Origin of the sequence: Rhizobacter sp. J219 (assembly GCF_024700055.1) — a bacterium.
Lineage (GTDB): Bacteria > Pseudomonadota > Gammaproteobacteria > Burkholderiales > Burkholderiaceae_C > Rhizobacter.
In genome coordinates this window covers 1908989-1921599 of sequence record NZ_JAJOND010000001.1, presented here as the reverse complement: position 1 = coordinate 1921599, position 12611 = coordinate 1908989, and the positions used below count along the sequence as shown (strand labels likewise).

Sequence of the window (12611 nt, the reverse complement as noted above, 5' to 3'; positions counted from 1 at the left end):
CCACGGCGCCGCGCCCGGGTGCCGTCCAATGGAATTCGCCGCACATGCAGTTTGATGGCCCCGACATGGCTCCCGACGTCTCCTCTCTGTTGCCCCTCGATCCCCATCGTGTTCTCAAGCTGGCGGCGCAGTCCATGTTCGAGGTGTTCGAAGAGCTGGCGATGGGTATGCTGGTGGTCGACCGCGAGCACCGCATCGTGTGGATCAGCGAGGGCTACAAGCGCTTCCTGCCGGCGCTGGGCTTCAGCGGGCCCGAAGACTTCGTCGGTCGCCTGATCGAAGAAGTGGTGCCCAACACGCTGATGGGCAGCGTGATCGAGAGCGGCCGCCCGGTGCTGGTGGACCTGCTCACCAACCAGGCCGGCACTTTTCTCGTCAGCCGCCTGCCGCTGCGCGGCACGCAGGGCCAGGTGATCGGTGCGATCGGCATGGTGCTGCTCGACCACCCGGGCACGAACATGCAGCCGCTGATGACCAAGTTCACCCGCCTGCAGCGCGAGACTCGACGACGCGCGCAAGCAGCTCGCGGTGCAGCGCCGTTCGCGCTACACCATCGCAAGCTTCATCGGATCGAGCCCCGCCGCCGTCGGCCTGAAGAGCATGGCCCTGCGCGTGGCGGCCACCGAGAGCACCGTGCTGCTGCTGGGCGAGACCGGCACCGGCAAGGAGGTGCTGGCGCAGGCCATCCATGCGGCCTCGCCGCGCTCGGGTGGCCCGTTCATCGGCATCAACATCGCGGCCGTGCCCGAGACGCTGCTCGAGGCCGAATTCTTCGGCGTGGCACCGGGTGCGTTCACCGGCGCGGGCAGCAAGGCCCGCGACGGCAAGTTCAAGATGGCCAGCGGCGGCACGCTCTTTCTCGACGAGGTGGGCGACATGCCGCTGCCCCTGCAGGCCAAGCTGCTGCGCGTGCTGCAGGAGCAGGAGGTCGAGCCGCTCGGCGCCAACGAGGTGGTGCGGGTGGACGTGCGCGTGATCGCCGCCACCAGCCGCGACCTGCCGTCGATGGTGGCGGCGGGCGAGTTCCGCGCCGATCTCTTCTACCGCCTCAACGTGCTGCCGATCCGCCTGCCCGCGCTGCGCGAGCGGATCTCCGACCTGGGCGCGCTGGCCGATGCGCTGCTGGCCGACATCGCCCGTTGCAGCGGCATGCCCCAGCGCATGCTCACGCCCGATGCGCTGGAAGTCCTGGCCGCCCAGCGCTGGCCGGGCAACGTGCGCGAGCTGCGCAACGTGCTCGAACAGGCCAGCGTGATGACCGACGACCTGCAGCTCACCCCGGCGCACCTGGCCGGCGTGTTGCCCGGTCGCGCTTCGCCGGCGCACCTGTCGCGGCTCGCCATCGACGAACCCGACATCGCCTCCGGCACGGCACACGCTGCCGATTCGATCCGCCCCTTGCCCGACCTGATGGCCGACCTGGAGCGCAACGCGATCGGTGCCGCGCTGCGCGCGACCGCGGGCAACCGCGTGGCGGCGGCCAAGCTGCTGCGCATCTCGCGCGCCACGCTCTACGAGAAGCTCGTGCTCTACCCCGAGCTGCGCAGCGCAGGGGCGATCCCGCGCGCCTGACGCGCCGACTGTCCGCTTCCCGATCATTGTTGTCGGCAAGCCGGTCGCCGGTCGCCAGACACCGCACGGCTATCACGTTATGTGCGTTACGCACATCGGCGTACGCAAGCTCGCGTACGCAATCACTGAGGCTTACGAAACGCAATGCTGTGGTGCAGCATTCGCGCCGTTTGTCGTCTTGTCGTGTTGTCCTCCGGGAGGGAGTTGTCATGAAATCGTTTCTTCTTCGCGCCACCGCCATGTCGGCGATGGCACTGCTGCTTGCCGCCATGCCGGCGCATGCCGGCAGCCCCAGCAAACCCACGCGTGCCACCGGCACGCCCCCACCGCCGAGCCTGCGCCTGAGTGCCGGCGCCGTGCCATCGGGCGCGCGCAGTGAAGCGCTGCGGCAGAAGTCGCAGCAGCTCTTGGTGAAGTTCCGCGCGGGGGTGTCCGCCGCTCAGATGCAGACCGTGCTGTCGAGCTTCAACGCGACGCGCTTCGACCGCTTCTACCAGCCGCGCCGACTGCAGGCCCTCGCCGAGCGCATGCAGGCTTGGCGCGTGGTCTCGTTCGCGCCCGGCACCAACCTCTCGCGCGCCTACGAAAGCCTGCTGCGCCACGGCCAGGTGGAGGCGGTGGCTCCCAATGCCGTCCTGCGCGTGCAGGCCACGCCGAACGACCTCGACAACCGCCTCTGGGGCCTGCACAACACCGGCCAGACCAGCGGCCGTGCCGATGCCGACATCGACGCCCCCGAAGCCTGGAACACCATCACCCAGGCGAACAACGTCGTCGTCGCGGTGATCGACACCGGCGTCGACTATCGCCACCCCGATCTCGCCGCCAACATGTGGACCAACCCGGGCGAGATCCCCGGCAACGGTGTCGACGACGACGGCAACGGCTACGTCGACGACGTCCACGGCTACGACTTCGCCAACAACGACGGCGACCCGATGGACGACAACAGCCACGGCACGCATGTGTCGGGCACCATCGGCGCCGTCGGCAACAACAGCCTCGGTGTGGTCGGCGTGGCCTGGCGCACCAAGATCATGGCGCTCAAGTTCATCGGCGCCGACGGTTATGGCCTCACCTCGGATGCGATCAACGCCATCCTCTACGCGGCCGACATGGGCGCCAAGGTGTCCAACAACAGCTGGGGCGGCCTCGCCTGGGACCGCGGCGGCGTGCTCTATTCCAAGCCGCTGCAAGACGCCATCCAGACGGCGGCCGATGCGGGCATGCTCTTCGTGGCCGCCGCCGGCAACGACGGCACCTTCACCGACGAGTTCGCGACCGCCATCCCCGCGGGCCTGCCGGTGCCCAACATCATCAGCGTGGCTGCGACCGACCACCAGGACGAGCTGGCCTGGTTCTCCAACCACGGCTCGGTCGAGGTCGACATCGCGGCCCCCGGCGTGAGCATCCTCTCCACGGTGCCGAACGGCGGCTACGACAGCTACCAGGGCACCTCGATGGCCTCGCCCCACGTGGCCGGCGCCGCCGCGTTGCTCTTCGCGCAAAACCCCGGCATCACCTACCACGAGGTGAAGGCCATCCTGATGAACCGTGCCGACGTGGTGCCCGGCACCACCAGCAAGGTGGCCAGCGGCGGGCGGCTCAACCTCAACAAGGCGGTGCGCTTCAAGAGCGGCGCCGACTGCCAGGCTTTCAGCGCCACGCCCGCGGCGCACATCACCGCCGCCCGTGCCTATGCCTGCGGCCTCAACAACCTGTACGCCTGCGCCGTCGGCTCGGGCCAGCAGATCGGCTCGCGCAGCAGCTTCACGCCGGTCTCGCTGGTGCGCTCGCGCGACAACGCCTATGCGACCGGCGTGTGCAAGGCGGGCGACATGCCGCCGCGCATCACGCTCAGCGGCGACACCGAGAGATACCTGCTTGCCGGCACCGCTTACACCGCACCCTCGGCCACGGCTCACGACCGCGAGGACGGCGTGCTCACGAGCAAGATCCGCGTCAGCGGCAACGTGAACACCGCGACACCCGGCCACTACGTGCTGCAGTACGACGTGAGCGACTCGGCTGGCAACCTGGCCGTGCCCGAGAAGCGCCTCATCCACGTGGTGGCGGAAGACCGCCCGCCGATGGTCGACCTGATCGGTCCGCACTGCCGCATGCCGCTTTTCTGCATCTCGATGTACATCGCGCAGAACTCGGCCTTCGTCGACCCAGGCTATTTCGCCTACGACGAACTCGATGGTGACCTGACCGGCAGCGTCACCCGTGCGGGCACCGTGCTCACCAACACCTCGCAGATCGGCCGCTACCAGGTGCTCTACGACGTGGTCGACAGCCGCGGCCAGCGCAACATGGCGCGCGACAGCGTCTACCGCGACGTCTTCGTGCTGCATCCGCAGCTGCCGCGCATCTTCGTCGACAAGCCCACGGTGCGCATTGCCCGCGGCTACTGCTGCTTCTCGCCCGATGCCTTCGCGGTCGACCTGAGAGACGGCGGCCTCATCAACATGGAGACCACCGGCAGCGTGAACGTCGACGTGGCCGGCACCTACGTGCTCAACTTCCGCGCCGTCGACAGCGACGGCAACGTGGCCACCGCCTCGCAGACGGTCTACGTCATCAATGACGTGACCGCGCCCACCCTCACGCTCAATGGCGCTGCCACCATCACCGTGCAGCGCGGCCAGCAGTTCAACGATCCGTGGGCCACGGCCACCGACGACCTCGACCCCTGGCCGAGCGTCAATGGCTCGGGCAACGTCGACACCAACGTGCTCGGCACCTACACGCTGCAGTACTGGGCGACCGACGGCAGCGGCAACCGCTCGAACAACGTCTCGCGCACGGTGCGCGTGGTCGAGTCGTGCACCCAGACCTCGGCCACCGTGGCGCAGCACATCACCGCAGCCCGCGCCGTGGCCTGCGGCACCGGCAACCTGTATGGCTGCGCAGTCGGGTCGAACGACAACCTCGGCTCGCGCTACTCCACCACGCCGGTGATCGTGCGCGAGCAGCCGGCGGGCTCGAACTACTTCTACCGCGGGGCCTGCCCGGCGCCGTGATGCGGTGCCGTGACGGCTGAGGCTTCGGCCGCCACGGGCGCCGTCTGTGCAACTTTCCGCGCTGCGGCGCGGTTCGTTGCGGGGCGGCGGCCCGTGGGCCTTGCTCACTCGGCAGCGTTTCGTCTTCTGAAGCAGACGTTTGTCTGCCGAGTGAACAGGGTGACCCCTGCGGCCTGTCCGAACATTTCGACACAAAAGGGCGGGGCGCCTTCGGGTGGGTGCCCGCTTTCCACAAACCGCGAGATAAGTAGGAGTTCAACGAGACGGTGCGCCTGGTCAGCGAATTGCGATAGCAGGACTGCCTGCGGCCACCCGCCGCGGGACAAGAACCACGACACATTCGTTGGAGACCGCAGCCATGAAACCTCGCACCCTCTCAGCCGTCCGCGCCGCGGCGCTTGTTCTTTCAGTGGCGGTGACCGCCGCTGCGCACGCCAAGCCGGCACCGCCACCGCAGGAGGTGCGCATCGCGCACATCTACAGCAAGACCGGCCCGCTCGAAGCCTATGGCAAGCAGACTGCCACCGGCTTCATGATGGGCCTCGAATATGCGACCGGCGGCACGATGAGCGTGGCCGGCCGCACGCTGGTGGTCAACGAGTTCGATGACGAAGGCAAGCCCGAGCGCGGCAAGGCGCTGCTCGAAGCGGCCTACGGCGAAGGTCGCGCCGACCTGGCCGTGGGGCCCACCTCGTCGGGCGTCGCGCTGGCGATGCTGCCGGTCGCCGCGCAGCACAAGAAGGTGTTGATCGTGGAGCCAGCGGTGGCCGATGCGATCACCGGCGAGAAGTGGAACCGCTACGTCTTTCGCACCGGGCGCAACAGCTCGCAGGACGCCATCTCCAACGCGGTGGCGCTCGACCAGCCCGGCGTGCACGTGGCCACGCTCGCTCAGGACTCGGCCTTCGGCCGCGACGGCATCCGCGCGTTCAAGGATGCGCTCAAGCGCGGCAAGGTGGTGCACGAGGAATACATGCCGCAGGGCTCGGCCGACTTCGCCGCCGCGCGCCAGCGCCTGGTCGACAGCCTGAAGGGCAAGCCCGGCCGCAAGGTGATCTGGGTGCTGTGGGCAGGCGCTGGCTCGCCTTTCAACATCGCCGACGAGGAACTCAAAGCCACCGGCATCGAGATGGCCACCGGCGGCAACACCCTGCCGGCGATGGTGCAGTTCAACCGCCTGCCCGGCATGCAGGGCGCGGCGTACTACTACTTCGGCTTCCCGCGAGGCGCGGCCAACATGTGGCTGGTGTCGCAGCACTTCCTGCGCTTCAACGGCCCTCCCGACATGTTCACCGCCGGCGGCTTCTCGGCCGCGATGGCCATCGTGGCCGCGCTCAAGAAGAGCGCCGGCGTGGCCGAAGGCGACAAGCTCGTCGACATCATGGAAGGCATGAGCTTCGACACGCCCAAGGGCACGATGACCTTCCGCCGCGACGACCACCAGGCCATCCAGTCGATGTACCACTTCCGTGTGTCGGCCGGCGCGATGGCCGGGCGCATTCCCGACCTGCGGCTGGTGCGCGAGATCGCGCCCGACGAGATCTCCGTGCCGGTGCGCAACAAGCGCTGAGGCGCCGCACGGAAGACGCTCTTCCGTCGGATCTCCCTTCCTTTTGCGGGTTAATTTGCACGATTGTGCAGATTGGCCCGCTGCTTGCTTTGTATGGACTTGTCGGCTCGATTCGAACCATTACCGGCCCAACAGGGCGCGGGCTGACGACCCCCGACGCAGGCGGAGGAGGAGCAAACGTGCATGGCACCCAGGCCGGATCGCCCTGGTGCCGTGCGTTGCACTCGATTGCTCTGTGTCAGGGAGAACAGATGAACGCCGAAGCAGTAGAACGGCCCGCACCGGCCGTGGTGCCCGCCTGGGAGATCGCGCCCCAGGTGAACCACCAGAACACCATCCCGCGCAAGCTCGCGCACAAGCGCCGGCTCGAGAACGTCTACGTGACCTCGCTGAGCCCCGCGGGGCCCGACAACGAATTCATCTTCGGTGCGTTCGTGCCCCAATCGAATGCCTACATCAACGACATGCGGGTGCATGCCGGCGATGTGACGCTGTCGATCATCGAGATCGGCCGCCAGATCGGCATCGCGCTGTCGCATGAGTACCTGGGCGTCGCGCCTCAGCAGACCTTCGTGCTCGACAGCATGGTCTTCGAGGCGTTGCCGCCGCTGCACACGCACGACTGGTTGGCGAACGACAAGCTGTGGGGCCAGGCGCTGATCGACCAGCAGGTGCACACCACCGACGGCGAGCTGAGCAGTGCGCGGGCCGATGGCCGCATCTGGGCGGGCAACGACTGCGTGTGTGCGCAATCGAGCCACTGGAGCATCCTCCCGCGAGACCGCTACCAGCGCCTGCGCGAGCTGAGCCGCAGCCGCAACGTGCGACGCATGGGCGACGCGGCCGACGCCGTGCCGCTCGGGCCCGGCTTCTGGGTGAGCCTCGATGCGCCGCTGCGCCGCGCGGTGCTCCAGCCCGGCCTCTGGGTGAGCAGCAATGCCAGCCGCTTCATGGCCACGCTGCAGGTCGACCAGCGCAACCTCTTCTTCTTCGACCACGACAACGACCACGTGCCCGGCATGCTGGTGCTCGAAGGCATGCGCAGCATGGCGCTCGACATCGTGGGCAAGTTCCGCTCGCGCAGCACCGGGCCGGCCGCGCTGCGGCGCATCGAAGTCGCCTTCAAGAACTTCGCCGAACTCGACGCGCCGGTGCAACTGGTGGCCGCGCTCGACCCGCACCGCCGCGACGGCGAGCCGCTGTCGCTGCAGGTCGAGGCGCGCCAGCTGGGCCGCGTGTTCGCCACCGGCGAGTTCATCGCCGCCTGAAACCCTTCACCGAGCACACACCATGAGCACCACTTCTTCCCGTTCTCCGTTCGCCCAGGCGATTGCGCTCGTCGGCATCGCGGCCATGCTCTTCGCGGCGGGCCACGCGGCCCTCACGCGCGAGGGTGTCTTCCAGTGGCTCACGCCGGGCATCGCCGTGGCCTACGTGCTGTGGGTCTTGTCGGAATGGCGCATCACCACCGCCACCGAGAGCCAGGACACCCGCACCGACCGCTACACATGCGAGGCCTACGCCAGCGCACGATTCCTCACCATGCTCGCGGCCTTCCTGCCCGATGCGCTGTGGTCGGGCCCGGGGCCGTGGCTATCGATCGGCCTCGCGGTGTTTGCCGCCGGCATCGGCTTGCGCGGCTGGGCCATCGTCACATTGGGCCGGGCCTACTCGCACCGCGTGCGCACGCCTGAAGGCGTGGGCATCGTGTCGCACGGGCCTTACCGCCTGCTGCGTCACCCGGCGTACACCGGCATGCTGCTGGCGCATGTCGGCATCGCGGTGCTGTTCTGCAATGTGTACGTGCTGCTCGCGCTCGGCCTGGCCCTGCTGCCGGCCCTGGTGCGGCGCATCCGTGTCGAAGAGGCGCACCTGCTGAGCCTGCCCGGCTACGCCGACTTCGCCGCGGCGCGCGCGCGGCTTGCACCCGGGGTGTGGTGATGGCGCCGCTGGTGCTGCTGGGGGCGAGCGGCTTCGTCGGCAGTGCGCTGATGCGGCAGCTGCAGGGCAGGGCGGGCGATACGCGGGTGCTGGTGCATCGCACGGCGCCCGCCGCCCTGCCGGCCTCGGCGGTGGCGCACGAGGGCAGCCTCACCGCGTTGCCGCAGGCCGTGTGGCCGAGTGCGCCGCACGTGGTCATCCACTGCGCGAGCAAGCAGATCGACCCTGACGGCAGCGGCTTCGGTGTCAACCTGCAGGGCATCGAGTCGGTGTGCCGGGCGCTCACGCCGCAGACGCGCGCCGTGCTCTTCGTCAGTTCGTGCTCGGTCTACGGCGAGGGCGCGCAGCGCGGCGTGGCCGAAGACGCGCCGCTGCGCCCCGCCACGCCGCTCGCACGCTCGCGTGCCGCCTGCGAAGCGCGGCTCGCGCAGCTGGCCGCGCAGGGCCGCTGCCGTGTCGAGGTGTTCCGCCCGCGCTTCGTGCTGGGGCAGGGCGACCGGCATGTGCTGCCCGGCCTCGCGCGGCTGGTGCGGCGCGGCTTCACGCTGGGGCGCGGGCAGCAGCGCTTCTCGGTGATCGACGTCGACGACTTCGCGCGCATCCTGCTCGCGCGGGCCGAGGCGGCGCTGCAACTCGCGCCGGGCTTCGAAGCCTTCAACGTGGGCTACGCCAGCCCGCTCAGCTTGCACGAGATCGTGCAGGCCCTCGCAGAACGTCTGGGCGTGCCATCACCGCGCTGGCGCATCCCCGTCCATCCCGGCCTGCTGGACACCCTTGCCTGGATGCCTGGCCTGCCCGTGCACCGCCTTCGCCTGCTCGGCATCGACCACCACCTCGACGTGGGCCGGCTGCAGGCACGACTTCCCGCCCCCTGGCTGGCACTCGACCCGCGCGTCGCACTGCGTCGTGCCATGCCCTGGCTCACGACTTCTCCCCGGGAGACCTTCGCATGACGTCCATGATCTTCTCCGACTACGCCCGCATGCCGATCGAGGCGGTGGGCGCGAAGTTCGCCCACCAGGCCACGCTGCGCAAGCTCGGGCTGCCGGTGCCCGATTTCTTCGTGCTCGGGGCCGGCCTCTTCGCCGACCTGGTGCGCCCGCAGCGTGCACGGCTGCAGGTGCAGCTCGCGCAGGTGCGCCTGGACGACCGCGCGAGCATCGTCCGCGCGTCCGAGGCCATGCAGGCGGTGGTGCGCGGCCTCGTGCTGCCGCCGGCCCTGTGCCGCGAGATCGAGCGCCGGTTCGAGCGCTGCCTGCCCGATGCGCGGTGGGTTTCGGTGCGCGCCTGCATGGTGGCCCGTCGGGCCGAGCACAGCGAAGACTCGGTCGACAACCCGTTCGCGGGCATCAGCGAGACCCACCTCTACGTGCCGCGTGCGAACGTGGTCGAGCGGGTGCGCGACTGCTGGGCCTCGGCCTGGTCCGAAAAGGCGCTCACCTACCGCCTCTCGCAAGGCATGGACGCGCTCGACGTGAGCGTGGCCGTCGGCGTGCAGCGCATGGTGTTCGGCGAGCGATCGTTCGTGATGTTCACTTGCAACCCCAACACCGCCGCTCGCGACACCTTGCTCGTCGCGGGCCACGGCATCGGCGAGGGCGTGGTGCAGGAGGCGGTGCCAGTCGATCACTATTTCGTCAACGCCAAGACCGAGGCGATCGAGCGTGTGATCGCGGACAAGACCAAGGCCCTGGTCTTCGATGAAGCGCGCGGGCAGGGCCTGTGCGAGCAGTCGGTCAACGAGGCCTGTGCCAAGGCGGCCTGCCTGTCCGACGACGAGATCATCGAGCTGCGGCGCCTCGGTCAGCGCATCGAGAAAGCCTTCGACTGGCCGCAAGACATCGAAGGCACGATCGACGAAGACGGCCACGTCCACATCCTGCAGGCGCGGCCGGTGTCGATCGACTTCACCACCAAGCGCGTGTGGACCGGGCTCAACGTCACCGAGAGCTACCCCGGCGTTTCGAGTCCGCTCACCTACAGCCTGGCGCGGCTCTTCTACCGCGTGATCTTTCGCGACATCTACCGCCGCGCCGGCGCGAGCGACCGCCTGCTGGCCGACCACCACCACCGGCTCGACCGCATGATCGGCTACGTCAACGGCCGCATCCAGTACTCGCTCAATGCGTTCTACCTGTTGCATGGGCTCGTGCCGATCTTCCCGTGGCTGGCCCGCGCTTGGGAGAACATGGTCGGCCTCAAGACTTCGTACTTCATGCACGCCGGAGAAGCGCCGCCCCGGCAGAGAGCGTTGGCGCGACGCTTGCAGGTGATGCGTGCGATGGGCACCTTCTGCGTCGAGTTCCTGATGCTGCCGCGGCGCATGCGCCACTACAAACAGTGGTGGCGGCAACGCGCGGCACAGTCGCGTGCGGTGCTGGCGAGCCAACCCGACGCGCTGGCGCTGACCGAAGAGTTCCACCGCCTGTGGCGCGACGTGGGCCAGCAGTGGGGCGTGACGCTCGTCAACGATGCCTACATCTTCACGCTGCACGCGATCGTCAACGCGCTCTTCAAACGCTGGCGGCTCGATGACGACCCAGCGCTCCTGAGCAACCTGCTGTGCGGCGACGACGAAGTCGAAAGCGTGGAGGTGTTTCTGTCGGTGCTGCGCATTGCCGAACACATCCGCAACCGGCCGGCGCTGGCGGACGACTTCCTGCGAAGCGATGACGCAGCCCTGGTGCAAGGCCTGCGCAGCCGCACGCTCGATGCGGAGCTGATGGCGATGATCGACACCCACGTTGCCCGCTACGGCGACCGCTCGATGGAAGAGCTGAAGATGGAGAACCCGAGCCTGCGCGAAGACCCGGGCGTGTTGCTGAAAGGCATCCGCCGCTTCGTGCGTTCGGACCTCGATGCCGAGGCCTGCCGCCAGGCCGAGACTCGGCAAGCGCGCCGAGGCCGAAGCGGCCTTGAGCGCGCGGCTCGGCCGCTTCTCGCTGCGCCGCCCGCTGCTGCGCTGGATGCTCAAGCTGCTGCGCGAAGTCATCGCGCACCGCGAGAACTCGCGCTATTGCCGCAGCGAGCTCTTCGGCATCTGCCGCGACATCTTCCATGCGCAGGCGCTGCACCTCATCGCACGCGGCGCCATCGCACAACGCGACGACGTCTACTGCATGACGGTCGACGAGATCCTCGGCTTCACCGATGGCAGCGGGGTCGACGAAGCCTTCCACGCCACCGTGGCGCGGCGGCGCGAGCAGCTCGCCGTCTACGCGGCGAACGAGGTGCCCGAAACCCTGGTCACCGATGGCGCCTTGCGCAACAACGCCCTGATCCGCGTGCCTTTCGACCCCGCGCAGGCCGACCGCCACCTGAGCGGCCTCGGCTCCAGCATGGGCGTGGCACGCGGCCATGCACGCGTGGTGCGCGACCCGCACAGCGTCGACGAGCTGCCGCCCGACACCATCCTCGTCGCACGCGAAACCGACCCCGGCTGGCTGTTCCTGATGCTCGCGTCGAAAGGCATCGTGGTCGAGCGCGGCAGCATGCTCTCGCACACCGCGATCACCGGGCGCAAGTTCGGCATTCCCACCGTGGTGGGTGTCGACGATGCCTGCAGCCGCATTCCCGATGGTGCGGCGATGGAAATCGATGGTGGCAGTGGTGCGGTGCAGCTGCTGCACTGAGCGAGGGGCTGCGCATGTACTTCCAGCCTCTCGTTGCGATACGCGGCCGCGCGCTGCGGATGATCGCGTTCGCCATCGAAACCCACCCGCCGCTCATCTACGCCCTCGTGGCGGGTGGGTGGTCGTATTCCTTGATGCTGATGCTCACCGGCGTGGCGGGCTCCTCGATGCCGCCCAGCGCGCCGTGGGTCGGCGTGGTGTTCTTCCTTGTGCTGCTTTACCTGCGTGCCATCGACGAGATCAAGGACCTGCCCTACGACCAGGTGCACCACCCCGAGCGCCCGCTGGTGCGCGGCGCGATCAGCGAGCCTGAGGTCGCGGCCCTCGCGGTGCTGGTCGCGGCGTTGGTGCTGGCCCTGAGCGCAGCGTTGTCGCCGGTGCTCGCCGCACTGGCCGGGTTGCAGCTGGTGTATGGACTGGGCCTGCTGATGCTGGAAGGGGCGTGGCAGCGCTTGCGCGATTCCATCCTCCTCAACCTGTGCATCACCTTCCCGGTGAGCGCCGTGCTCAACCTCCATGCGTGGGTGTACCTGGCCACGCAGGACGCGGCGCCTTCACTCGCACGATCATGGCCCGTGCTGGCGCTGCACATGGCGGTGTTCCTGCACATGGAGTTCGGCCGCAAGCTCGCGTGGCCGCAGCAGATGCAGGCGGGCGACAACGGCTATGTGCAGGCCCTCGGCGTGCGGGGTGCTGTGGTGGTGTGTGTGCTGATGGGGATTGCCGCGTGCACGCTGGCGAGCGCCGTGCACCTGCAGCACGGTGCCGGTGCCGCGGCGCTGCTGCCGTGGCTGGCCTTGCTGCCGTCGGTGGCGGGACTGCAGCAGTTCTGGCGCAACCGCTCTCGGGCCCAGCCCCGAGCGCTCAAGC

At 68.8% G+C, this 12611-nt stretch carries 6 protein-coding genes and 2 pseudogenes; all 8 read left to right on the top strand.

The features are described from left to right. Positions 1 to 65 precede the first annotated feature (65 nt). The 8 genes and pseudogenes from LRS03_RS08705 (at position 66) to LRS03_RS26835 (ending at position 11741) form a co-directional block, all read left to right on the top strand. A pseudogene (locus LRS03_RS08705) lies at positions 66 to 1572 on the top strand (sigma-54 interaction domain-containing protein). Between the two features lie 209 nt (positions 1573 to 1781). Beyond that, positions 1782 to 4598 (top strand): S8 family serine peptidase, encoded by a 2817-nt coding sequence (locus tag LRS03_RS08700; protein WP_257825033.1) that lies wholly within the window; start codon positions 1782 to 1784, stop codon positions 4596 to 4598. A gap of 358 nt (positions 4599 to 4956) precedes the next feature. After that, complete coding sequence (locus LRS03_RS08695; protein WP_257825031.1) at positions 4957 to 6168, top strand: substrate-binding domain-containing protein; 1212 nt, start codon at positions 4957 to 4959, stop codon at positions 6166 to 6168. Positions 6169 to 6419: 251 nt separating this feature from the next. Then, positions 6420 to 7436 (top strand): AfsA-related hotdog domain-containing protein, encoded by a 1017-nt coding sequence (locus tag LRS03_RS08690; protein ID WP_257825029.1) that lies wholly within the window; start codon positions 6420 to 6422, stop codon positions 7434 to 7436. A 22-nt stretch (positions 7437 to 7458) separates the two neighbouring features. Beyond that, entirely contained in the window at positions 7459 to 8109 is a 651-nt protein-coding gene (locus tag LRS03_RS08685) for a methyltransferase family protein (RefSeq protein WP_257825027.1), read from the top strand. Beyond that, positions 8109 to 9062: an NAD-dependent epimerase/dehydratase family protein gene (locus LRS03_RS08680; protein WP_257829455.1), complete on the top strand. Its 954-nt coding sequence runs from the start codon at positions 8109 to 8111 to the stop codon at positions 9060 to 9062. The genes LRS03_RS08685 and LRS03_RS08680 overlap by 1 nt, the downstream gene beginning before the upstream one ends. Beyond that, positions 9059 to 11044, top strand: a pseudogene (locus tag LRS03_RS27030) (PEP/pyruvate-binding domain-containing protein); the annotation flags it as partial. The gene LRS03_RS08680 and the pseudogene LRS03_RS27030, both read left to right, overlap by 4 nt. Then, positions 10968 to 11741, top strand: a complete 774-nt coding sequence (locus LRS03_RS26835) for a PEP-utilizing enzyme (RefSeq protein WP_374685097.1) — start codon at positions 10968 to 10970, stop codon at positions 11739 to 11741. The pseudogene LRS03_RS27030 and the gene LRS03_RS26835, both read left to right, overlap by 77 nt. Positions 11742 to 12611: the final 870 nt, after the last annotated feature.

Bases quoted from the DNA above. Each gene is read 5' to 3' on its own strand.
- LRS03_RS08700 (WP_257825033.1), top strand. From the start codon at position 1,782: ATGAAATCGTTTCTTCTTCGCGCCACCGCCATGTCGGCGATGGCACTG.
- LRS03_RS08695 (WP_257825031.1), top strand. From the start codon at position 4,957: ATGAAACCTCGCACCCTCTCAGCCGTCCGCGCCGCGGCGCTTGTTCTT.
- LRS03_RS08690 (WP_257825029.1), top strand. From the start codon at position 6,420: ATGAACGCCGAAGCAGTAGAACGGCCCGCACCGGCCGTGGTGCCCGCC.
- LRS03_RS08685 (WP_257825027.1), top strand. From the start codon at position 7,459: ATGAGCACCACTTCTTCCCGTTCTCCGTTCGCCCAGGCGATTGCGCTC.
- LRS03_RS08680 (WP_257829455.1), top strand. From the start codon at position 8,109: ATGGCGCCGCTGGTGCTGCTGGGGGCGAGCGGCTTCGTCGGCAGTGCG.
- LRS03_RS26835 (WP_374685097.1), top strand. From the start codon at position 10,968: ATGCCGAGGCCTGCCGCCAGGCCGAGACTCGGCAAGCGCGCCGAGGCC.